At 64.2% G+C, this 21149-nt stretch carries 21 protein-coding genes and 1 pseudogene; 12 read left to right on the forward strand and 10 right to left on the reverse strand.

All coding sequences use genetic code 11. The features are described 5' to 3' along the window. Positions 1–14: 14 nt before the first annotated feature. From ACVWW1_RS22305 to ACVWW1_RS22325, 5 genes are all read right to left on the reverse strand, one after another. Complete coding sequence (locus tag ACVWW1_RS22305; protein ID WP_456657444.1) at positions 15–686, reverse strand: 3'-5' exonuclease; 672 nt, start codon at positions 684–686, stop codon at positions 15–17. Beyond that, positions 687–2489: a putative nucleotidyltransferase substrate binding domain-containing protein gene (locus ACVWW1_RS22310; RefSeq protein ID WP_456657445.1), complete on the reverse strand. Its 1803-nt coding sequence runs from the start codon at positions 2487–2489 to the stop codon at positions 687–689. It abuts the gene before it with no gap. 82 nt (positions 2490–2571) lie between these two features. Continuing rightward, positions 2572–4263: a cation acetate symporter gene (locus tag ACVWW1_RS22315; protein WP_176529514.1), complete on the reverse strand. Its 1692-nt coding sequence runs from the start codon at positions 4261–4263 to the stop codon at positions 2572–2574. Further along, positions 4260–4562 carry a DUF485 domain-containing protein gene (locus tag ACVWW1_RS22320; protein ID WP_176529513.1) on the reverse strand — a complete coding sequence of 101 codons (303 nt, stop codon included), beginning with the start codon at positions 4560–4562 and terminating at the stop codon, positions 4260–4262. The genes ACVWW1_RS22315 and ACVWW1_RS22320 overlap by 4 nt, the downstream gene beginning before the upstream one ends. A gap of 385 nt (positions 4563–4947) precedes the next feature. Further along, positions 4948–5457, reverse strand: coding sequence for a MarR family winged helix-turn-helix transcriptional regulator (locus ACVWW1_RS22325; RefSeq protein ID WP_207832288.1), 510 nt, complete (start codon positions 5455–5457; stop codon positions 4948–4950). A 105-nt stretch (positions 5458–5562) separates the two neighbouring features. Here ACVWW1_RS22325 and ACVWW1_RS22330 point away from each other — a divergent pair, with 105 nt between their 5' ends. From ACVWW1_RS22330 to ACVWW1_RS22345, 4 genes are all read left to right on the forward strand, one after another. Next, a complete protein-coding gene (locus ACVWW1_RS22330; protein ID WP_456657446.1) occupies positions 5563–6462 on the forward strand; it encodes an alpha/beta fold hydrolase in 900 nt (299 codons plus the stop codon). A gap of 65 nt (positions 6463–6527) precedes the next feature. Then, on the forward strand, positions 6528–7331 hold the full coding sequence (locus ACVWW1_RS22335; protein ID WP_456657447.1) for an isocitrate lyase/PEP mutase family protein: 804 nt from the start codon (positions 6528–6530) through the stop codon (positions 7329–7331). Positions 7332–7473: 142 nt separating this feature from the next. Further along, positions 7474–8031 carry a phosphonopyruvate decarboxylase gene (locus ACVWW1_RS22340; RefSeq protein ID WP_456657448.1) on the forward strand — a complete coding sequence of 186 codons (558 nt, stop codon included), beginning with the start codon at positions 7474–7476 and terminating at the stop codon, positions 8029–8031. Then, positions 8031–8624: a thiamine pyrophosphate-dependent enzyme gene (locus tag ACVWW1_RS22345; protein WP_456657449.1), complete on the forward strand. Its 594-nt coding sequence runs from the start codon at positions 8031–8033 to the stop codon at positions 8622–8624. The genes ACVWW1_RS22340 and ACVWW1_RS22345 overlap by 1 nt, the downstream gene beginning before the upstream one ends. Before the next feature lie 13 nt (positions 8625–8637). Here ACVWW1_RS22345 and ACVWW1_RS22350 read toward each other — a convergent pair whose 3' ends face one another. Next, on the reverse strand, positions 8638–9561 hold the full coding sequence (locus ACVWW1_RS22350; RefSeq protein ID WP_092116489.1) for a LysR family transcriptional regulator: 924 nt from the start codon (positions 9559–9561) through the stop codon (positions 8638–8640). A 152-nt stretch (positions 9562–9713) separates the two neighbouring features. On the opposite strand from ACVWW1_RS22350, the gene ACVWW1_RS22355 reads away from it, so the two are divergent. The 4 genes and pseudogenes from ACVWW1_RS22355 (at position 9714) to hisC (ending at position 14035) form a co-directional block, all read left to right on the forward strand. Further along, positions 9714–10883, forward strand: coding sequence for an acyl-CoA dehydrogenase family protein (locus tag ACVWW1_RS22355; RefSeq protein ID WP_456657450.1), 1170 nt, complete (start codon positions 9714–9716; stop codon positions 10881–10883). 11 nt (positions 10884–10894) lie between these two features. Continuing rightward, complete coding sequence (locus tag ACVWW1_RS22360) at positions 10895–11995, forward strand: CaiB/BaiF CoA transferase family protein (protein WP_456657451.1); 1101 nt, start codon at positions 10895–10897, stop codon at positions 11993–11995. Positions 11996–12022: 27 nt separating this feature from the next. After that, positions 12023–12877 carry an FAS1-like dehydratase domain-containing protein gene (locus ACVWW1_RS22365; RefSeq protein ID WP_456657452.1) on the forward strand — a complete coding sequence of 285 codons (855 nt, stop codon included), beginning with the start codon at positions 12023–12025 and terminating at the stop codon, positions 12875–12877. Positions 12878–12980: 103 nt separating this feature from the next. Then, positions 12981–14035, forward strand: a pseudogene (hisC, locus tag ACVWW1_RS22370) (histidinol-phosphate transaminase). A gap of 29 nt (positions 14036–14064) precedes the next feature. Here the strand turns inward: hisC and ACVWW1_RS22375 are convergent. Genes ACVWW1_RS22375 through ACVWW1_RS22390 form a run of 4 tightly spaced genes read right to left on the reverse strand, consistent with a single transcriptional unit; the run spans position 14065 to position 17081 of the window. Then, the gene (locus ACVWW1_RS22375; protein WP_456657453.1) at positions 14065–14358 is read right to left on the reverse strand and encodes a putative quinol monooxygenase; all 294 of its coding nucleotides are present in this window, start codon (positions 14356–14358) and stop codon (positions 14065–14067) included. A 36-nt stretch (positions 14359–14394) separates the two neighbouring features. After that, the gene (locus ACVWW1_RS22380; RefSeq protein WP_456657454.1) at positions 14395–15768 is read right to left on the reverse strand and encodes an epoxide hydrolase family protein; all 1374 of its coding nucleotides are present in this window, start codon (positions 15766–15768) and stop codon (positions 14395–14397) included. Then, positions 15765–16415, reverse strand: a complete 651-nt coding sequence (locus ACVWW1_RS22385; RefSeq protein WP_456657455.1) for an isochorismatase family cysteine hydrolase — start codon at positions 16413–16415, stop codon at positions 15765–15767. The genes ACVWW1_RS22380 and ACVWW1_RS22385 overlap by 4 nt, the downstream gene beginning before the upstream one ends. A gap of 57 nt (positions 16416–16472) precedes the next feature. Next, positions 16473–17081 (reverse strand): VOC family protein, encoded by a 609-nt coding sequence (locus ACVWW1_RS22390; RefSeq protein ID WP_456657456.1) that lies wholly within the window; start codon positions 17079–17081, stop codon positions 16473–16475. Positions 17082–17203: 122 nt separating this feature from the next. On the opposite strand from ACVWW1_RS22390, the gene ACVWW1_RS22395 reads away from it, so the two are divergent. The 4 genes from ACVWW1_RS22395 to mdlC all read left to right on the forward strand — a co-directional run bounded on the left by ACVWW1_RS22395 (position 17204) and on the right by mdlC (position 21131). Next, positions 17204–17701, forward strand: coding sequence for a winged helix-turn-helix transcriptional regulator (locus ACVWW1_RS22395; protein ID WP_456660650.1), 498 nt, complete (start codon positions 17204–17206; stop codon positions 17699–17701). A gap of 116 nt (positions 17702–17817) precedes the next feature. Continuing rightward, complete coding sequence (locus tag ACVWW1_RS22400; RefSeq protein WP_456657457.1) at positions 17818–18201, forward strand: tautomerase family protein; 384 nt, start codon at positions 17818–17820, stop codon at positions 18199–18201. A gap of 133 nt (positions 18202–18334) precedes the next feature. Then, the gene (gene blaBJP / locus ACVWW1_RS22405) at positions 18335–19222 is read left to right on the forward strand and encodes a BJP family subclass B3 metallo-beta-lactamase (RefSeq protein WP_456657458.1); all 888 of its coding nucleotides are present in this window, start codon (positions 18335–18337) and stop codon (positions 19220–19222) included. Between the two features lie 280 nt (positions 19223–19502). After that, positions 19503–21131, forward strand: a complete 1629-nt coding sequence (gene mdlC, locus ACVWW1_RS22410; protein ID WP_456657459.1) for a benzoylformate decarboxylase — start codon at positions 19503–19505, stop codon at positions 21129–21131. Positions 21132–21149 lie beyond the last annotated feature (18 nt).

Here is a 21149-nt window from a genome sequence, read left to right on the forward strand (position 1 = left end):
GGACCAGGGCTCGATCATGCCCCGGTCGGATTGAAAACGGGGCTGGTGCGCTGCCGCGCGATCCGCACACCACGCTGGGCAAGGTCGCGCAACTGGACGAACATCATCGCCGTCATCAATGCGTCGTCGAACGCATCGTGCTGACTGAGCGAAGGAATGCAGAGGTCCTTGAGGATTGCCGAGAACGAGAGATCAATCGACGTGTTCGGTGGCGCGTCGGCGTATTTGCGCTCGTAGTAGAGCCGCGAGACTTCTATCCGCTCGTTCGGCAGTTCGATGCCCACCAGCGGAAGGATGTACTTGTCCAGCATGGCGACGTCGAAGTCGACGTAATAGCCAATCAGGGGACGCGAACCGATGAAGCGCAGAAAACTCGGCAGCACCTTCCACACGATTGGCGCAGCCTCGACGTCGGACTGACGCAAACGGTGGATCTTGATCGCCTCCGTCCTCATCTTGCTGTCGGGGTGCACGACTGCTCCGAAATGCTCGCTGGTCAGGATCCGATTGCCCCGGATCTTGATGGCGGCAATGGTGACAACGTCGTCTGTCCGCACGTTGAGCCCGGTCGTCTCGCAGTCAATGACGACGAGGTCGTCGTCCGGAGGACGATCGAACATGAAGCGGTACGACTGATCGCTCAGGGTCGCCCGATGGAGCAATCGCTTGATCGCACGCGGAAGCATTCAGAATATCGCCAGCTTGAAGTGGTGACGAATAATTTCACGAAACTGTTTCACCACCTGAAGCGCGTCGCGCAGCAGATGGCGTTCCATGCTGGACAAATGCGCCGGTCTCACCAGAGTGCCCGACGTGCCGGCAGACGCGGCCAGCTGTTCGTCGAGCCGAAGCATCAGCATGAATCGGAAGGCCTGCTTCAGGTCGCGTCCAAATTCGGTACGCAATATGCCCAGGTCGCACAGCCGGGATATCCGCCTGTCGGTGGAGGTCTCGTGCAGACCCTGCTCGAGCGCGAGGCTGCGAACGCCGTGGACGATGGGAAAGATGCCGCCTTTCTTGAGGTCGAGCGCGTCCCCGGTGCCCTCCGACGTGATCAGGTTGTTGAACAGGCCGATGGGCGTTGCGAAAGCATCGATCGCGCGCGCGAAATGGGCCAGAAAGGCCTGCTCGCCCCGCACCAGCTCGATCAGCTCCGCTTTGGCGCGGTCCAGCAGCTGCACATCGCCGGCGATCGCTTGCGCGTCATAGATAATGGCCACATTCATGTGCGCAGTCTCGTCGGGCAGCGCGATCCAGCGGCGGAAATCCGCAAGGTAGTCAGCAAGCGGCTTGGACCATGCCGGATTGCTTACCATGACGTTGCCGGGACAGGGCGGAAAACCGAAACCCTGCAGCGCACCGGAGAACGCGCTCCGGAACGATTGAAGAGTCTCGACGTCGACAGGCGCGGACAGGATGAGGCCGTTGTCCTGATCGGTGCGCATGGTCTGCTCGCCGCGCCCCTCGCTGCCCATCACGATCAGGCAGCCGCCACTGCGTATGCCGGCCGGCGCAACCATTTCAAACAATCGGGACAGCAGGCGTCTGTTGAGGTCGGAGACGATCTCGGCGATCACTTCCACCTTGACGCCTTGTCGCCGCAGGACCCGTGTCTGAGCTTCGATCTCGCGTGCCGCGATGGCCAGATCCTGCTGGCTCGAAGCTCGGTCGATCCGGCCGGCGGTAACCTGGGCGCTTCCTGCCAGAAATCCCAGCAGGTCGATCTCCTCCAGAATGCCGACGAACCGTTCGCCGTCCTTCACCGCAAGCCGCCGCTTGTTGTGTTTCGTCATGAGCAGGAGCGCCGAGGACACGAAATCGGTGCGTTGGACCGACACGATGTCGAAGTTCGCGAGCAGACCAATCGGCATCTCGATGGACTCGCGTCGCAGCACCACCGCCTTCGACAGGCTCATGCCCGTGATGATGCCGACCCGCTCACCGTCGCGAACAAACAGGGCATTGCTGTCGATCCGGCGCATCTGGCGACCGGCCATCTCGATCGTATCCTCTGCAACCAGAAACGCCGGAGGGTGCAGGAAAAGCTCGGCTACCTTGGCGTACATCAGCGAACCGAAACGTTTCGCCTCCTCGTCATTGGCGAGTTCGTCCAGCTTCTGCGAGATCTCACGGTAGAAGAACGCGGCAAAGCGCGGGTTCGCCTTGATCAGGTCGAGCGCAACCTTCCTGGGAATGGTGTAACAAAGCGTCTCATCGCGTGCCAGAAACGCATGCCCGATCGTGTCGTGGACGAGTGCGCGGCTGTCGAAAGTGTCCTTGTTGCCGAGCAGGGCCACCAACCCGGATTCGTCGCGCTCCTCGACCGTGCCCTTGATGATGACGTGGAGCGCATCCGCGGGCGCGCCCTTGCCGAGGATCACGTCGCCGGGGCGGAAATATGCCACATCCAGCGAAGCCCGCAGCGTCTCGGCCTCGCCCGGCGTCAAGCGATCGAACGGTGCATTGCTGATGTCGAACGCCTTGGGCATGTCGGTTTTGATGGCCAGTTGAGCGAGGTACCGGCTGGGTCGTGAACCCAGCCGGGACCGAAGGGGCTATCCTGAAGGCCTCTTAGTGCGTCGTGGCAGAGGCCGCGCCGATACCGGTCTGGCTCCTGACGAATTGCGCATCGAAGCCGTCGCGGTCGATCGCCGCCCGCTTGCTGCGATCCAGGATCGAAAACAACCAGATCCCGGCGAAGGCGATCGCCATCGAGAACAGGGCGGGATTATCCAGCTTGATCGGCGCCGAACCCTTGGCGTAGCCCAGGGTCGCCTCCCACACCGCCGGCGATAGAACGACACCGACCACAGCGCTGATGAGACCGAGGAAGCCGCCGATCAGCGCGCCCCGCGTCGTCAGCCCCTTCCAGAAGATCGACATCACCAGCACCGGGAAATTGCAGGACGCGGCGATGGCGAACGCAAGACCGACCATGAATGCGACGTTCTGGTTCTCGAACACGATGCCCAGGAAGATCGCGAGCACGCCCAGCACCAGTGTCGCAATTTTCGAGACCCGGATCTCGTCCTGCTCGTTGGCGGCTCCGCGCTTGATCACCATGCCGTAGAGGTCGTGACTGATGGATGATGCACCGGCCAGCGCCAGACCGGACACCACAGCCAGGATGGTGGCAAAGGCGACCGCCGAGATGAAGCCGAGAAACAGGTTGCCGCCCACCGCGTTCGCGAGATGGATAGCCGCCATGTTCGAGCCGCCCTTGATGGCCGCGATGCCGCTCTTGGTCTTCTCCAGGATGGAGGCGTCCAGGAACGTCGCATCGGTGGACACCAGCGTGATCGCGCCAAAGCCGATGATGAAGGTCAGAACGTAGAAATAGCCGATGAAGCCCGTGGCATAGAACACCGACTTGCGGGCAGCCTGGGCGTCCTTCACCGTGAAGAAGCGCATCAGGATGTGCGGCAGGCCGGCTGTTCCGAACATCAGCGCGAGGCCGAGCGAGATCGCCGACAATGGATTGGAGATCAGACTGCCGGGCTCCATGATTGCGATCTTCTTGGGATGCACCTCGGTCGCCTTGGCGAACAGCGCTTCCGGGCTGAACCCGAATTTGTAGAGAACGGCTCCGGCCATGAACGTCGCACCCGCAAGCAGCAACACGGCCTTGATGATCTGCACCCAGGTTGTTGCTTTCATTCCCCCGAAGGTCACGTAGATCATCATCAGACCGCCGACCAGGACGACCGCGATCCAGTAGTCGAGACCGAACAGCAACTGGATCAGCTTGCCGGCTCCGACCATCTGGGCGATCAAATAGAACGCAACGGTGACCAGCGAGCCGCACGCCGCCAGGATGCGGATGTCGGTCTGTCCAAGTCGGAACGACGTGACGTCGGCGAAGGTGAACTTGCCGAGATTGCGCAGCTGCTCGGCAATCAGGAAGGTCACGATCGGCCAGCCCACGAGCCAGCCCACCGAATAGATCAAGCCATCATAACCGGAGGTGTAGACGAGGCCCGAGATGCCGAGGAAGGAGGCCGCCGACATATAGTCACCGGCGATCGCCAGCCCGTTCTGGAAACCGGTGATTCCACCACCAGCCGAGTAGAAGTCCGCAGCCGATGCGGTCCGTTTTGCGGCCCAATAGGTGATGACGAGCGTCAGCATGACGAAGCCTACGAACATGCCGATCGCCGACCAGTTGATCGCCTGCTTTGAGCCGCCATCAATGGTACCAGCGGCAAGTGCGAACGTCGGCATGCCGACGAGGAGAAGCGTCAGGAGCCAGGAGACCTTTTTCATGGGCGGTTCTCCTCGACAATCTTGCGAACTAGGACGTCGTAGCTGGAATTCGCCTGGCGCACGTAGATGCCCGTCAGTACAAAGGCGAGCACGATGACGGACAAGCCGATGGGAATGCCGATCGTCATCACGCCGCTGCCCAGTGGCGTGCCCAGAAACTTGGGAGCGTAGGCCACCAGCAGGATGAATCCGAAATAGACGACAAGCATGATCAGCGACAACCTCCAACCCAGCGACGACCGTCGACGCACGAGTTCCTGGTAGTTCGGATCGCGTTCAATCCTTGCGAGATTAATCACATCAATGATCCCTTGGGGTTCTTCCGGTTGAGACGTCCCCCTTGTATGGCGAGGGTTCAGCTAGTCTGTATTGCGTCGATCGACCGGCTCTATGATCCAGATCAAAAATGCGACCCGCGATAGACATCGTGCAGGTCAGGCGGCCACGGGGACAACGGCCACGACTTGCCGGCGAAGCCGGCTATCCCTCGCTTTTCCCGCTCAAGTGGTCTGAAGCAGCGTCCTGGCGAGGCGCTTTCCGGCGGTCCATGGAAGCGCGCGTCAACATCATGGCCGAATTTGCCGGCACCCCGCGCTGGAGATTTTCACGCGTGCGCCGGCCTCCAAGCCGGGCGGCTTGGCCGTAGCCCTTGCCAGTTGCCCGCGCCAGCAAGGCACCGCCGGACTAGCGAAGGTGCTGGCCCTTGTTTGTCGGCAACGGGCAATTGGTGCAGACGCGGTCATCGCACATCCGGCAGATCGTGAAGCGATCCATCTCGGACGTGTCCTGCCTAGCCAGCAGCTCCCGGATCAATGTTCCAAGCTGTTTCCGCTCAGACGACGACAGCACATCGAGCAATGACGTCACGGCCGAAATCCGCGACGCCAGCAGTTCGTTCCGGGACGCGGCGCCGGTCGCCGTCAGGTGCAAGGCGACCTCGCGGCCGTCCTTGCCAGGACGGCGTTCGACAAGCCGATCCGAGACCAGACGATCCACCAGCCGGACCGTTCCGGAATGCGACAGGCCGAGGATCCGCCTCAGCTTGTCGTTGGTCATGCCCTGGCCATAGCCGATGACGATGAGGGCCGCGGGTGTCTCGCCGCCGCGGCCGACGACCTCGCGCGCGCCCTGCTCGATACGGTCCATGACGGCGAGCGACAGCGCGCCCAGCAGATTGGCGATTCCGTTTTCCATGCGGGGATAATATGTGCGCTGCGCACAAAAAACAACTTGACCAGATATGTGCGCTACGCACATATTTGCCGGGAGAGCACCAACGACGGAAAAATGGAGAGAGCGATGACGATCCGAAGCACCGCATTGGCAACGCCTGACGCCGCCGGCAGCGAACCCACGCTAAAATACGTGCAGGCCAACGGCGTGCGATTTGCCTATCTCGAACAGGGCAGCGGACCACTTGTCATGTTCATGCACGGCTTTCCCGACAACGCCTGGTCGTATCGCAAGCAGCTGCAGGTGTTCGCTGATGCCGGGTATCGCGCGGTCGCGCCGTTCCTGCGGGGCTATGCGCCAACCGAGATTCCGGCCGACGGCATCTTCGATCCGATCGCGCTGGGCCAGGATCTCGAAGCGCTGATCGCGGCGCTGAGCGACGACGGACAGGCGCGCGTCGTCGGCATGGATTGGGGCGGCACGTCGACGTTCCAGGTGCTGGCCACGGCGCCGGCGGCGATCAAGGCCGCGGTTGTCATGAACACCGCGCACCCGATCACAATTGCGAGCCTCAGGAGCGATCCCGATGCCGTTCGATCGGTCTTCCATGTCTATTTCTTTACGGTGCCTGGCGCTCACGCGGCGGTCAACATCGAGGGACTTCCCTTCGTCGACTACCTTTGGAAGTTGTGGTCGCCAACCCTGGAGAACGACGCGCATCTCCGCTCGGTCAAGGAGACGCTCAGCTCTCCCGGCACCATGAAGGCGGCGCTGAAATACTACAATGGCCTGGTCGATGCGGGCGTTGCGGGGCGCCTGCCGATCAACGACATGCATACGCCGACGCTGACGATTTATGGCGGCAACGATCCGACAGCGCGGTATTCGATGAAGGAAGAGCCGCTCTTCAAGGGGCCACATCAGCGCGTTGTCCTGCCCGATGTCGGGCACTTCCCGCACCTCGAGCGTGAGGCCGAGGTCACCGGTCTGATCATGGACTGGTTCAAGACCCACGCCGCCGGCTGAACAGGCACGCCGCAACCAGCGGCCACGGCAGTCTTTCGAATTCTCTCCAACCAGGAGTGCGCGCAATGGACGCCACGACACAGCAGCAATACGCCGAAGCATTTCATGCTCTTCACAGGACGGGCGATCCTCTCATCCTGTTCAATGCCTGGGATGTCGCGACCGCCAAGGCGATCGCGAAGACCTCGCCGGCTATCGCGACAAGCAGCGGCGCGGTGGCGTCCGCGCTCGGCTTTGCCGACGGCGAAAATGCCCCGCTCGACATCGTGGAAGGCCTGGTCTCGCGAATGACCGCTTCGGTCTCTGTTCCAGTATCGATCGATCTGGAGGCCGGATATGGCGACACGGCGGACGCCGCCGCGCATTCGGCGGCGAGGATCCTGAAGGCCGGCGCGATCGGCATCAATATCGAGGACGGGCTTTTGGGCGGCAAGCGGCAGCTCGCCAATCCCGAGCAGCATGCCGCCAAGATCAGGGCGGTGCGCGACACCGCGCAACAGCTCGGCATTCACCTCTTCATCAATGCGCGAACCGATCCGTTTCTGCTGAAGTTCGGCTCGCCGGAGCAATGCCTGAATGAAGCGGCACGCCGCGCGAAGCTCTATGCCGATGCCGGCGCCGACGGAATTTTTGTACCGGGGCTCACCGACCTCGCGCTGATCGAGCGGCTCGTTCAACTGACGCCGCTGCCGGTCAACATCATGGTGACGCGGGGCGTTCCTGAAATCCCGGAGCTTGCCCGCGCCGGCGTGCGCCGGGTCAGCCTTGGGCCATGGCCGATGATGGCGGCGATGCGCGTCATCGGAGAGGCCGCCGCCGCGGTCGTCGCGAGCAAGCAATACGGCACGTTTCTGCAGCCGAACGCCTGAGTTCGAGGGTCCCGGCCGCGCTGACGGAGGTATACAAATCCGGTATAGCTGCGCGAGCCAGATGCGAAGGGGATTAAGTCTGCTCGCGCGGTAAAGGGCTTCGGTGAGGACGCGCCACTGCGCGCCCCTAGCCGAGGCCACGATGGACCAGATTGCCGTTCACCAGGACAGCGCGACCAGCCGGGACTGGCCGGTTGCGATCTACCGCACGCTGAAGAACTTTGGCGTGGCGCAAGTGTCCTACGTTCCCGATGCCGGACACTCGAAGCTGATCAAGCTGTCGCACGCCGATGCCGACATCAAGACCACGGTGCTGACGACCGAGGAGGAAGGCGTGGCATTGTCTGCCGGCGCCTGGCTCGGCGGCGACCGCGCAGTGCTGTTGATGCAATCGAGCGGCGTCGGCAATTGCGTCAACATGCTGTCGCTGATGGCGAGCTGCCGCTTTCCGCTGCTCACGCTGGTGACGATGCGCGGCGAATGGGCCGAGTTCAATCCCTGGCAGATCCCGATGGGCCGTGCGACACCGCAGGCCTTCGAGATCATGGGCACCACCGTGCTGCGGCTGGAGAACCCCGATGACGCCGAGGAAGTGATCTCGGCCGCCGCCTCGCTCGCCTATGACGGCGACCAGCAGGTCGCGGTGCTGATCTCGCAGCGGATGATCGGCCGCAAGAAGTGGACCAGGGAGACGCATTGATGTCAGCGCCAACAGGTACTCTCGACCGCCGCGCCGCCGTGAAGGCGTTGCTCGCTGAGCGCGGCGACCTGCTCGTGATCTCCGGTCTGGGCTCCTCATCCTATGACGTGTTCGACGCCGGCGAGCACGCGAGCAATTTCTATCTCTGGGGCGCGATGGGCGGCGCCGCGATGGTCGGGCTCGGCCTTGCGCTGGCGCAGCCGAAGCGCCCGGTGCTGGTCGTCACCGGCGACGGCGAGCAGCTTATGGGGATCGGCAGCCTCTTGACTATCGCCACCAAGCAGCCCGGCAATCTCTCGATCGCGGTGCTCGACAACGGCCATTTCGGCGAGACCGGGATGCAGCTCAGCCATTCCGGCTTAGGGGCGAGGCTCGAGGTGATCGCGAGCGGCGCGGGCATCGGCAATGTCTCCGACATCGCCGACATGGCCGGCATCGAGCGCTTCCGCGCGAGCCTGCGCGATCTCGCTGGCGGTCCGCGGCTGGCGCGCATCCGCATCGCGGCCGGCGAAGTCGAGCGCGCGCTGCCGCCGCGCGACGGCACCTATCTGAAGAACCGTTTCCGCGGCCATCTCGGCTTCCAGGTGAAGTGATGCGAAGCCGCGCTCAGGCGAGCTGGATATCCCAGAGCCCCTCGGCGCGGCACGCGGCGACCTCGTCGCGCAGCAATTTTGCGATCAGCGTGATGGCGTTGGAGCCGGGATGCTCGACCGGCGAGGCCAGGGTCAGCTCGCGCCGTGGCGCGGGCCGCGCGATCGGCGCGGTCTCGAGCCGGCCGTCGGCAACCTCGCCGCGCACCGAGGACGGCGGCAGCATGGTGTATCCGAGCCCCTCCTCGACCAGGCTCGTCAGCACGCGGAACGAATCCGCCTCGAGCTTGACGTCGAGCGTGACCTTCTTCTTCGCCGCCGCATGCTCGATCATGGCGCGGAGCCCGTGCGAATGACTTGGCAGCACCAGGCGCTGGCGCAGCAGCCAGCCGATATCGACCTGCTTCTTCTGCTTCAGCCCGCTGCCGCGCGGGCCAACCGCGACGATCGAGTCGCGGCCGAGGCTCTGCACCGCCAGGTGCAGATCGACCGACGGGCCGTAGATCACCGCAAGGTCCATCTCGCCGCGATGCAGCCACTCGATCAGATGGCCGCTGTAGCTTTCGACGATGCAGAGCGAGATGCCGGGGTAGCGTTCCACCGTGCGCCGCGCCAGCCGCGCCGAAATCACGCAGCTCACCGTCGGCACCAGCCCGAGCACGACGCGCCCGGACGGCGCACCGCCCGCGGACTGGATGTCGTCGCGGATCTGGTCGATCTGCCGCACGATACCGCCGGTCCGCGCCAGCAGCAGCCGGCCGGCATCAGTCAGCACCATGCCGCGGCCGTTGCGCGTGAACAATTCGGTGCGCAGCTCGTGCTCCAGCAGCTTGATCTGTCGGCTCAGCGCCGGCTGCGCGACCCGCAGGGTATCGGATGCCTTGCTCAGACTCCCGAGTTCCGCGACGCACGCAAAGGTCCTAAGCTGGCGGAAATCCATACTTGCCAATCCTGGAAGGCAGGTTCATACGCTATAACAAAACAGCATAGGGAGTTTACCGGGACCCCACAACAGCGGGCGTTTTCCTCACGCGAACCGGTTTCCGCTTCGCCCGAAAACGCTCTGGCGCAACCTCTCGGCAAAGCGAAATCATGACCGCACACGATCAGCACACCGACGACCATACAGACATCCGCGACGCCGTCGCAAAACTCTGCGCGCAGTTTCCCGGCGAATACTGGCGCAAGCTCGACCGCCAGATGGCCTATCCGAAGGAGTTCGTGGATGCGCTGACGGAGGCCGGCTATCTCTCGGTGCTGATCCCCGAGGAATATGGCGGCGCGGGCCTGAAGCTGTCTGCCGCGGCGGCGATCCTGGAAGAGATCCAGCGCGCCGGCTGCAACGGCGGCGGCTGCCATGCCCAAATGTACACGATGGGCACCGTGCTGCGGCACGGCAACGACGCGCAGAAGGCGAAGTATCTGCCGAAGGTCGCGACCGGCGAATTGCGGCTGCAGGCGTTCGGCGTTACCGAGCCGACCAGCGGCACCGATACCTCTTCGCTGAAGACCTTCGCACGCCGCGAGGGCGACCACTACGTCGTCAACGGCCAGAAGATCTGGACCAGCCGCGCCGAATATTCCGACCTGATGGTGCTGCTGGCGCGCACCACGCCGAAGGAGCAGTCCAAGAAGCGCACCGACGGGCTCTCGGTGTTCATCGTCGACATGCGCGAGGTGAAGGGCAAGGGCCTCGAAATTCGCCCGATCCGCACCATGATGAACCACGCCACCACCGAAGTGTTCTTCACCGACATGAAGGTGCCGGCGGAGAACCTGATCGGCGAGGAAGGCAAGGGATTCCGCTACATCCTCTCCGGCATGAATGCCGAGCGCATCCTGATCGCCGCCGAATGCGTCGGCGATGCCAAGTGGTTCATCCAGAAGGCGACCAACTACGCCAAGGAGCGCAGCGTGTTCGGCCGGCCGATCGGCCAGAACCAGGGCATCCAGTTCCCGATCGCGAAAGCCTACGCCTCGATGCGCGCGGCCGAATTGATGGTGAAGGAAGCCACCCGCAAATATGAAGCCGGCCTCGACTGCGGCGCGGAAGCCAACATGGCCAAGATGCTGGCGGCGGATGCCTCCTGGGAAGCGGCCAATGCCTGCGTGCAGACCCATGGCGGTTTCGGCTTCGCCGAGGAATACGACGTCGAGCGCAAATTCCGCGAGACCCGGCTCTACCAGGTGGCGCCGATCTCGACCAATTTGATCCTGTCCTTCGTCGCCGAGCATGTGCTCGGCATGCCCCGCTCCTACTGAGTTCTCAGATCATGCTGCCGCTTGAGGGATTGACCGTCATTGCCGTCGAACAGGCGGTCGCTGCGCCGTTCTGCTCGTCACGCCTGGCCGATGCCGGCGCTCATGTCATCAAGATCGAGCGGCCCGAGGGCGATTTCGCCCGCGGCTACGACGCCGCGGCGAAGGGCCAGAGCAGCTATTTCGTCTGGCTCAACCGCGGCAAGGATTCGGCCGTGGTCGATCTCGCCACCAAGGAAGGCCGCGCGCAGTTGGAAGAGCTGATCGCGGGCGCCGACGTGCTGTTGCAGAATTTGAAGCCGGGCTCGATGGACAAGCTCGGCTTCTCACGCGAGCGGCTGCGCAAGGACTACCCGAAACTGATCATGTGCACGATCACCGGCTATGGCGACACCGGTCCGTACGCCGACCGCAAGGCCTATGACCTCCTGATCCAGGCCGAGAGCGGCCTCGCCTCGATCACTGGCGGCCCCGAAGGCGCCTCGCGCGTCGGCATGTCGATCGTCGATGTCGCCACCGGCGCCACCGCGCATGCGTCGATCCTCGAAGCGCTGATCGGGCGCGGCCGCACCGGCCAGGGTGCCGATATCCGCATTTCGATGTTCGACGTGATGGCCGACTGGCTCACCGTGCCGCTGCTCAATGCCGAGGACGGCAAGTCGCCGAAGCGGATCGGCCTCGCCCATCCCTCGATCGCGCCCTACGGCGTGTTCCGCTCGAAGGACGGCAAGGAGATCCTGATCTCGATCCAGAGCGAGCGCGAGTGGAAGACGCTGTGCGCCAAGGTGCTGGGCCAGCCCGGCCTGCCCGACGATCCGCGCTTTGCCAACATGGTCGAGCGCGTGCGCAACCGCGCGGCTACCGACCAGATCGTCGGCGACAGTTTCGGCAAGCTGACGCGCGAGGACTTGCTGGCGAAGCTCGCCGAGGCCGACATCGCCTTCGCCGAGGTCAACAGCATGGATGACCTCGCCAAACATCCGCATCTGCGCCGTATCGAGGTCGACACGCCGAACGGCCGTGTCAGCTATCCGGCACCGGCCGCGATTGTGGTCGGCGAGGACAGGCACTACGGCAAGGTGCCTGCGATCGGCGAGCGCATCAAACGATCCTGAGACCCCTCCTGCCCGGGCAACACAGTCATGACCGATAAACTCGACCTCGATCGCCTCCGCCAGTGGATCGGCCGCTCCCAGCAGGCCTCCGACGTCGTCACCAAATATCTCGTGATGGGACTGCGTGCGACGCTTTTCCAGGAGATCGGCGAGCCGAAAGCCGGCGACGCCGCGCCGTGGACCACGCATTGGTGCCTGGCGCAGCCGGTATTTCCGATGTCGCAGCTTGGCCCCGACGGCCACCCGACCCGCGGCGGCTTCCTGCCGCCGGTGCCGCTGCCGCGCCGGATGTGGGCCGGCGGCGAACTCGAATTCTTCGACGCGTTGCGCATCGGCGATGACGCCAAACGCACCTCGCGCATCGCCGACGTCACGGTGAAATCGGGCTCGACCGGCACGCTGTGCTTCGTCTCGGTCCATCACGAGGTGACGACCTCGCGCGGGCTTGCGGTCCGCGAGCGGCAAGACATCGTCTATCGCGAGATGACGAGCACACAAGCCGCAGCGCCCGCCAAGGCGCCGCCGCCTCCCCCGACTGCGCAGCATCGCGAGAGCCACGTCTCCGATCCGGTGCTGCTGTTTCGTTATTCGGCGCTGACCTTCAACGGCCACCGCATCCACTACGATCGCGACTACGTCACCAAGGTCGAGGGCTATCCGGGCTTGATCTTCCACGGCCCGCTGCAAGCCTCCTTCATTGTCGAACTCGCCGCCAAGCTGCGCGGCGGCAAGCCGCCGAAGAAGCTCACCTATCGCGGCGTGCAGCCGCTGTTCGAGGGCAGCGAGTTCTCGATCAACGCCAACGACAAGGACGGCGGCATGGAGCTGTGGACCGCCAATGCCGAGGGCCAGCCGACCATGAAGGGCACGGCGACCTGGTAGGTCGCGAGCGCGACACACATCAGAATGCTTGAGAATAAAGAGGTACTTTCATCAGCGCCTCGTATTCCGTATTGTGATCGCATTCATCCCTGGATCGCAGATCATGAGTCGCTTCTGGAGTTCGGTCGTCCACAACCTGTCGCCCTACGTGCCCGGCGAGCAGCCCAAGATCGACGGCCTCATCAAGCTCAATACCAACGAGAATCCCTACCCGCCGTCGCCGCGCGCGATCGCGGCGATCACAGCGGCCACGGATCGCCTGCGGCTCTATCCGGATCCGCGCGCAACCGCGCTGCGCGAGGCGATCGCGACGCGCTATGGCGTCACGTCCGACGAGGTGTTCGTCGGCAACGGCTCGGACGAGGTGCTGGCTCATGCCTTTCCGGCACTGCTGAAGCACGATGCGCCGCTGCTGTTTCCCGACATCACCTACAGCTTCTATCCGGTGTATTGCCGGCTCTATGGCGTCGGCTACGAGACGGTCCCGCTCGATGCCGCGATGCGGATACAGCTTGCAGACTACCGGCGGCCGGGCAGCGCCATCCTGCTGTGCAATCCCAACGCACCGACCGGCATCGCGTTGCCGCGCGCCGCGATCGAGGCGCTGGTCACTGAGCATCCCGACCGGCTGGTGGTGGTCGACGAGGCCTATGTCGATTTCGGCGCCGAGAGCGCCGTGCCGCTGGTCGCGCGCCACGACAATCTGCTGGTGATCCAGACCCTGTCGAAGTCGCGCGCGCTGGCGGGATTGCGCGTCGGCTTCGCCATCGGCCAGCGTCCGCTGATCGAGGCGCTGGAGCGCGTCAAGGACAGCTTCAACTCCTATCCGCTGGATTGCTTCGCGATCGCGGGTGCCGTCGCCTCGATCGAGGACGACGCATGGTTTGAGGAGACCCGGCAACGCATCATCCGGAGCCGCGAGGCGCTCGCCCGCGGCCTCACCGAGCTCGGCTTCGAAGTGCTGCCGTCGCATGCAAATTTCGTGTTCGCCCGCCACGGTGGCGTCATCGCGGCGCGGATCTCGCCGGGAAACTGCGCGAGCGCGGCGTGCTGGTGCGGCATTTCCAGAAGCCGCGGATCGAGGATTTCCTGCGCATCACGGTCGGCACGGACGATGAATGCGGCCGCCTGATCGACCTGCTGCGTCAGATGGTCTGATCCCGCAGCTGCGACGGCGACGACAATGTCTACTCGGCGGGCGTGCACCAGGTCCCGGCAACCTTGACGCCCAGTGCCGCGGTCTCCTCGCGAAACTGTGCGATCGATCGCGCATTGCGATGTGCCGCGAACGCGGCGTCGTCCTGATAGACCTCGTAGAGCAGCAGCTTCGAAGCATCCTCGCGAGGCACAAGAACATCGAACTGCAACGTGCCCGGCTCATCCCTCAACGAACGGGCACGGTGCGCCATCAACAGCGGCAGCACCTCATCCCGCTTACCCGGCGCGACCTCGACGGTGGCGATGATTGCAAGCTTTGGCATGATGGATACTCCTTTCGGTTGTATTGAACATTCAGATCAGCTGCGCAGCGGTCGGAACGCGTCCCGAACCTCTCTGCTGAAGATGTCGGGCTGCTCCCACGCCGCGAAATGGCCGCCGGCCTCGGCCTGATGGAAGTAGATCAGCTTGTGATAGGCCTTTTCCGCCCAGCTTCGGGGCGCCACGAAGCTCTCGCCGGGAAACGCGGTGACGGCGGCCGGGATCGCGACATTGGCGGGCAGATAAAGGTTGGTCTTGTTCTCCCAGTACAGGCGCCCCGAAGAGACCGCCGTGTTGGTCAGCCAGTAGAGCGTGATGTTGTCGAGCACGTCGTCGCGGGTCAGTGCGCCGGCGGAATGTCCATTGACTGCGCGCCCGAGCACGGCTGATTGCATCGCGGAGGCCGGCTGGGCATAGCCGTCGCCGTGATCGAGCAGCCATGCGGCGAGGCCCGCCGGCGAATCCGCAAAGGCCGCAAGCGTCTGCGGGCGCGTGCCCATAATCAGCGCATAGGCGCGCCGTTTCATGTGAACTGACTGAAGCTTGATCTGGTCGAAGGCGTGCTGCTCTTCTGCTGACAGATTGTCCGGCGCGGGACCACCCGAAACGACCGCGTTGAGGACCTCGGGCGGAACGACGCCAGGGAGATTGACGTGAATGCCGAGCAACTCCGGCGCACCAAGCTTGGCCATTTCATTGGAGACCGGCGAACCCCAGTCGCCGCCCTGCGCCACGAACTTGGCGTAGCCGAGCCGCGTCATCAATTGAACCCAGGCCCGCGCGATGCGCTGGGGATCCCAGCCGACCGTGGTCGGTTTGCCGGAGAATCCGTAGCCCGGCATCGATGGAATCACGAGATGGAACGCGTCCGACGCGCTGCCGCCGTGCGCGGTCGGATCGGTCAGGGGATCGATGATCTTCATCTGCTCGATGACCGAACCCGGCCAGCCATGCGTGACGATCAGCGGCAGCGCATTGTCATGATTCGAGCGAACGTGAATGAAGTGAATGTCCAGCCCGTCGATTTCGGTGACGAACTGCGGCAGGGCGTTGAGCCGCGCCTCCACCTTCCGCCAGTCGTAGTCGGTCTGCCAGTAGCGGACGAGATCGCGCAGCATCGCCTGCGGAACGCCTTGAGAGTCGTCGTTGACGGTCTCCTTGTCGGACCATCGGGTCGCGGCCAGACGGCGGCGAAGGTCGACAAGGTCTTCTTCGGGAATGTTGATGCGGAATGGCCGGATCGCATCGCTGCTGGCCGCCGCGGCGGGATGCGCGGGAAACAGGCTGGCAGCACCGGCAGCGATCAGGCCCAGCGCCGCGCCCGTCAGCAGCCTGCGCCGGTCCTGGTCGATGGCGTCCTGGTTCAATTGGCCTGTCGCGATTGCAGCTGGTGTCTTCGATGTTGTGGTCATTTGACTGTCTCCTTGGAAAGAGAGGCCGCCGGCAACGCCGCGATCACCTCGGCGGTTGCCAGGATGGAATGGGCGTAGGTCGGGCCATTCAACTCGTGGGCGGCGTGCATCATGTCGTGCGAGAAGGCGGCGGTGGCGTCGCGCACCAGCGTCACGTGGTAGCCGAGCTCCATCGCGAAGCGGGCGGTCGACTCGATACAGGTGTTGGCGAGCAGCCCGACCACGATCACATGCGTGACACCCTTCTGCTTCAGCAGGAAATCGAGATTGGTGTTGGCGAACCCGCTCTGCCCCCAATGCTCCTGGGCGATCAGATCGCCGGGCTTGGGCGCAAAGTCCGGATGCCAATCCCCGCCCCATTCGCCGCGCGCAAAGCTGTGGCGCTGCATGATCAAGCGCTGGGTCGGATTGGGATGATCCCAATCCTCGTAATCGCCCGGCTCCCAGCGGCGGTGCGGGACGATCACCACCTGGATGGCGGCGGCCCGGACCGCGCCGTCGAGCTGGCGCAGATTGTCGAGCAGCCCGACCTCGTCGGCGACCGGCTTGATGCGTGGAAAGACCATGCCGCCCTCGGACAGGAAATCATTGTAGGGATCGACGAGAAGCAGCGCGGTTCGCTCGCGTGGATAGGTGATCTGGGACATCGATCGCTCCTTGGCCATCAGGCGCCCGGTTGGATTTGCTTCAATGACGCGCTCCGTTCACTCGGGCAGCGGCTTGCCGGCCTGCTCGCTGACGATGTAGTCGGCGTACCAATCGGGCCAGTTCGCATCGTGCCCGCCGGTCCGCTTCTCGTGCTCGCCATGGGCTGCTGCCGCGCGGCGCAGCGCGGCGGCGAGATCGGCCGATGAGGAGAAATTCGTGCTGTTGCCGTCGACCCGCCCGGGCAGGCGTTGCGTCACCTGCTGCAGCAGCCAGGCGTTTCCGTCGGGATCGTTGAACGTGGCGAGCGCCCCGTAGCTCGGCCGGTCCGGGTCCGGCCCCTTGATGCGGCCTTCCGCGCCGCGGTGAAACACCTCGCTGACATCGGCGCCGCGCGCGATCAGCTCGGCGCGCGCCGCTTCGATGTCGTTCACGATCAGGAAGCGCGGCAGCGCGGATCCCGAGCCGAGATGGATCGAGGTCGGCGAACCCGGCGGCGTCAGTTGCACGGCGCGCGAACCGTCGGGCCTGACGAAGTCGGCATCTAGCCGCCAGCCCAGGTCCTGATAGAAGCGCTTGGCGCGGTCGACGTCGGACACCGGAATGACGACGACCTCGAGCTTCAGATCAACTTTGGCCGCTGCCGGTCCCCTGTTGTCGGTGGTCATGGCTCGCTCCTTGATGCTGAGGAACAGGGCCGCGAACGGCCCATTGCATTTGCGATGATGCCAGGCCATATTACTATGAAAATCATAGTAACAAGCCTGCTGAAGAAAACGTGATGACCAAAATGAAGGACAACGCGGCTGACCAAACGCTGTGCCCTGTCGCTCGCGCCGAAACCGTTGTGGGCGACCGCTGGACAGTACTTGTTCTGCGCGAACTGTTCGCGCGGAATCATCGCTTCGAGGAGATCCAGGCGCAGTCCGGCGGCACGCCGCAGATGATCACGGCACGGCTGAAAAAGCTGGAAGCGCACGGTCTGGTGACGCGGCGCGTCTACAACAAGCACCCGGTGCGCCACGAATATCACCTCACCGAGAAGGGCGAAGCGTTTTTTCCGGTGCTGATGGCGCTGCGCGCCTGGGGCGAGACCTGGTGCAAGTCACCGCGGGAAGGCCGCGCAATGAACTACACCCATCTCGTCTGCGGCAAGCCGGCCGGGCTCGGTCCGGTCTGCGAGTCCTGCGGCGAGCCGGTGCGCCGCGCCGACATGGTGGGCGAGCGGACGCCCAAGTACCAAAGAGAGCGCGATGCGCGATGGGAGGCCTTCAAGGCGAGCCGCTGAGCCCCTTTGGCGCCGCCGCCGACGAAGCGGACAACGCAATTGCTGTCACACTGCTGAACCATTTCCATCACGCGGGTCTCTCATGGCCGAGCCCCGCATAACAAACGGAGACCACCATGCCATTCGTTCGTATCGACCTGAAGCGCGGCAAGTCCGCCGAGTATCGCAAGACCCTGGGCGAGATCATCTACAAGGCGATGCGCGAGGTGATCAACGTGCCCGAGAATGACAAGTTTCAGGTCATCACCGAGCACGATCGCGGCGACCTGAATTATGCCGACAGCTATCTGGGCAACACCTACAGCGACGATCTCATCTTCATCCAGATCACGCTGAATGCCGGGCGTACGGTCGAGATGAAGAAGGCGTTCTACAAGCGGATCGTGGACGATTTCCAGAGCCAGCTGCAGGGACGTCCGGACGATATCTTCATCAACCTGGTCGAGGTCGCCAAGGAGAACTGGTCGTTCGGCAACGGCATCGCACAATACGCGAGCTGAACGCGGAACAGGCATGCATGCGCCGGACACGCGGTGGCATGTCCGGCTGCTTGCTGTCCGTATCTTGCGATCGGCCTTGCCGGCACGCATAGTGCGGCTCCGTGCACAAACAACAACAAATCGGGAGGCAACCATGAGGACGATCGCAGCCGCGCTGTGCGCGCTCGCGCTGATCGCAACCGGGGCGCAAGCGCAGACGCTCAAGGATTTCATGGCTGTTGTCATGAAGAAATGGACCGCACCGTTCGAACCGTTCCAGCTGGTCGACAATATCTACTACGTGGGCACTGACGGGATCGCGGTCTATATCATCAAGACGTCGCAAGGGCTGATCCTGATGGACACGGCGATGCAGCAGTCGACCGGCATGATCAAGGACAACATCGCCAAGCTCGGCTTCAAGGAAGGCGACATCAAGATCATCCTCAACACCCACGCCCATCTCGATCACACCGGCGGCTTTGCCGAGATCAAGAAAGAGACCGGCGCGCAGCTGATCGCGGGCGAGCGCGACAAGCCGCTGCTCGAGGGCGGCTATTATCCGGGCGACGAGAACAACGCCGATCTTGCCTTTGCGCCGGTCAAGGTCGACCGCACCGTCAAGGAAGGCGACAAGGTGACGCTCGGCGACGTGACGCTGACCGCGCACACCACACCCGGCCATTCACCCGGCTGCACCAGCTGGGAGATGACGGTGAAAGACGGCAACCAGCAGCGCAACGTGCTGTTCTTCTGCAGCGGAACGGTGGCGCTGAACCGGCTGGTCGGCCGCCCAACCTACCCCGGCATCGTCGACGACTACCGCTCGACCTTCGCCAAGGTCAAGGCGATGAAGGTCGACGTGCTGCTCGGGCCGCATCCGGAGGTCTACGACATGCAGGCCAAGCGCGCGGAGATGAAGGACGGCGCGCCGAACCCGTTCGTCAAACCGGGCGAAAACGCCACCTATGTGGCGGGGCTGGAGCAGGATTTCGACAAGCAGCTCGCCAAGCAGACCGCTGCGCTGCAGAAGGCCAATTAGCAGCCACTGCGAAATGTCGTCCCGTCATCCTGAGGAGCCGCGAAGCGGCGTCTCGAAGGATCGACGGCCCGGCCGGTGGCCGTCGATCCTTCGAGACGCGCGCAAAAGCGCGCTCCTCAGGATGACGGGATAGGCGCCCGCGCAAATTTCAGCCGTTGCCGTGGCAACTATGGGGGCAGCGGCTTGACATCGCCAGGCAATCCATCGAGAGGTGGATTGCTTTTCCGCTTTTGCTCCAGGCAATGACGGAACGTAACAAGACAGCAATGGGAACCGCCCGATGTCGTCCCGCAAACCCGCCGCCAGCAAGGGCAAGACCGTCACCGTCAAGGACGCCACCTTCGGCCTCCTGCGCGCGTGGGGCATCAAGAAGGTATTCGGCAATCCCGGCTCGACCGAGCTGCCGTTCCTGAGCGACTGGCCCGACGACATCGACTACGTGCTCGGCCTACAGGAGGCCTCCGTGGTCGGCATGGCCGACGGCTACGCACTGGCGACGCGCAATGCCGGTTTCGTCAATTTGCATTCGGCGGCCGGCGTCGGCAACGCGCTCGGCAACATCTACAACGCCTATCGCAACCAGACCCCGCTCGTGATCACCGCCGGCCAGCAGGCGCGCTCCATCATGCCGCTGCAGGCGTTCCTCTATGCCGAGCGCGCCTCCGAATTCCCGCGGCCTTACGTGAAATTCGCGGTCGAGCCGGCGCGCGCCGAGGACGTGCCGGCCGCGATCGCACGCGCCTATTATGTCGCGATGCAGCCGCCCTGCGGGCCGACCTTCGTCTCGGTGCCGATCGACGACTGGGCGCATGCAACGCAGCCGCTCGAGGCGCGTCAGGTCAGCCGCGAGGTTGGCCCCGATGCGGCCGCGATGCAGGCGCTGGTGGCCGCGCTCGGCGAGGCCAAGCGCCCCGCCCTCGTCGTCGGCCCCGCCGTCGATCGCGCCGAGGCTGTCGGCCTCATGGTTGACGTCGCCGAGAAGACGAAGGCTGCGGTCTGGGCCAGCCCGTTCTCGGCGCGCTGCTCGTTCCCCGAGCGGCACCCGCAATTTGCCGGCTTCCTGCATGCCGCACCGGGCCAGCTCTCCGATGCCTTGCGCGATCACGATCTTGTCGTCGTGGTCGGCGCGCCGGTCTTCACCTTCCATGTCGAGGGCCATGCCGCGATCTTCGACGGCACGACCACGATCTTCCAGATCACCGACGATCCCGATGCCGCCGCGATGACGCCGACCGGCCACAGCATCGTCGCCACCATGAAGCCAGCGCTGACGGCGCTGCTCGAGATGCTGCCCGAAACCAGGCGCACCGCATCGCAGGGCCGCGTCCTGCCGCCGGCGCCCGCGGCCGGCGATCCGATCCCTGCCGAATACGCGCTGCATGCACTCTCGGCCGCAATGGGACCGCACGATGCGCTGGTCGAGGAAGTGCCGTCGCATCGCCCGCTGATGCAGAAGGCAATGCCGATGCGCGGCCAGGACAGTTTCTACACCATGGCGAGCGGCGGCCTCGGCTACAGTCTGCCGGCCGCGGTCGGCATGGCGATCGGCCGCAGCACAGGGCGCACGGTTTGCCTGATCGGCGACGGCTCGGCGATGTATTCGATCCAGGCGCTGTGGACCGCCGCGCAGCGCAAGCTGCCGCTGACGGTCGTTGTGATGAACAATTCCGGCTACGGCGCGATGCGTTCGTTCAGCCAGGTGATGCAGGTGCGCAACGTGCCGGGCCTCGACCTGCCCGGCATCGATTTCGTCAAGCTCGCCGAAGGCATGGGCTGCGATGCGGTGCGGGTGACGAAATCGGCCGAGCTTCCGGGCGCCTACCAGCACGCCCTCTCGCATCCGGGCGCCAGCCTGATCGAGGTGATGGTCGATTCCGCGGTGCCGTTGCTCTACGCGCAGAAGGCATGAGCGTAGCGGCGACCGCCC

The organism is Bradyrhizobium sp. JR3.5 (genome assembly GCF_054057015.1).

Excerpts from the sequence above, each read along its gene's own strand:
- ACVWW1_RS22305 (WP_456657444.1), bottom strand. The coding sequence starts at position 686 with ATGCTTCCGCGTGCGATCAAGCGATTGCTCCATCGGGCGACCCTGAGC.
- ACVWW1_RS22310 (WP_456657445.1), bottom strand. The coding sequence starts at position 2,489 with ATGCCCAAGGCGTTCGACATCAGCAATGCACCGTTCGATCGCTTGACG.
- ACVWW1_RS22315 (WP_176529514.1), bottom strand. The coding sequence starts at position 4,263 with ATGAAAAAGGTCTCCTGGCTCCTGACGCTTCTCCTCGTCGGCATGCCG.
- ACVWW1_RS22325 (WP_207832288.1), bottom strand. The coding sequence starts at position 5,457 with ATGGAAAACGGAATCGCCAATCTGCTGGGCGCGCTGTCGCTCGCCGTC.
- ACVWW1_RS22330 (WP_456657446.1), top strand. The coding sequence starts at position 5,563 with ATGACGATCCGAAGCACCGCATTGGCAACGCCTGACGCCGCCGGCAGC.
- ACVWW1_RS22335 (WP_456657447.1), top strand. The coding sequence starts at position 6,528 with ATGGACGCCACGACACAGCAGCAATACGCCGAAGCATTTCATGCTCTT.
- ACVWW1_RS22340 (WP_456657448.1), top strand. The coding sequence starts at position 7,474 with ATGGACCAGATTGCCGTTCACCAGGACAGCGCGACCAGCCGGGACTGG.
- ACVWW1_RS22345 (WP_456657449.1), top strand. The coding sequence starts at position 8,031 with ATGTCAGCGCCAACAGGTACTCTCGACCGCCGCGCCGCCGTGAAGGCG.
- ACVWW1_RS22350 (WP_092116489.1), bottom strand. The coding sequence starts at position 9,561 with ATGGATTTCCGCCAGCTTAGGACCTTTGCGTGCGTCGCGGAACTCGGG.
- ACVWW1_RS22355 (WP_456657450.1), top strand. The coding sequence starts at position 9,714 with ATGACCGCACACGATCAGCACACCGACGACCATACAGACATCCGCGAC.
- ACVWW1_RS22360 (WP_456657451.1), top strand. The coding sequence starts at position 10,895 with ATGCTGCCGCTTGAGGGATTGACCGTCATTGCCGTCGAACAGGCGGTC.
- ACVWW1_RS22365 (WP_456657452.1), top strand. The coding sequence starts at position 12,023 with ATGACCGATAAACTCGACCTCGATCGCCTCCGCCAGTGGATCGGCCGC.
- ACVWW1_RS22375 (WP_456657453.1), bottom strand. The coding sequence starts at position 14,358 with ATGCCAAAGCTTGCAATCATCGCCACCGTCGAGGTCGCGCCGGGTAAG.
- ACVWW1_RS22380 (WP_456657454.1), bottom strand. The coding sequence starts at position 15,768 with ATGACCACAACATCGAAGACACCAGCTGCAATCGCGACAGGCCAATTG.
- ACVWW1_RS22385 (WP_456657455.1), bottom strand. The coding sequence starts at position 16,415 with ATGTCCCAGATCACCTATCCACGCGAGCGAACCGCGCTGCTTCTCGTC.
- ACVWW1_RS22390 (WP_456657456.1), bottom strand. The coding sequence starts at position 17,081 with ATGACCACCGACAACAGGGGACCGGCAGCGGCCAAAGTTGATCTGAAG.
- ACVWW1_RS22395 (WP_456660650.1), top strand. The coding sequence starts at position 17,204 with ATGAAGGACAACGCGGCTGACCAAACGCTGTGCCCTGTCGCTCGCGCC.
- ACVWW1_RS22400 (WP_456657457.1), top strand. The coding sequence starts at position 17,818 with ATGCCATTCGTTCGTATCGACCTGAAGCGCGGCAAGTCCGCCGAGTAT.
- blaBJP (WP_456657458.1), top strand. The coding sequence starts at position 18,335 with ATGAGGACGATCGCAGCCGCGCTGTGCGCGCTCGCGCTGATCGCAACC.
- mdlC (WP_456657459.1), top strand. The coding sequence starts at position 19,503 with ATGTCGTCCCGCAAACCCGCCGCCAGCAAGGGCAAGACCGTCACCGTC.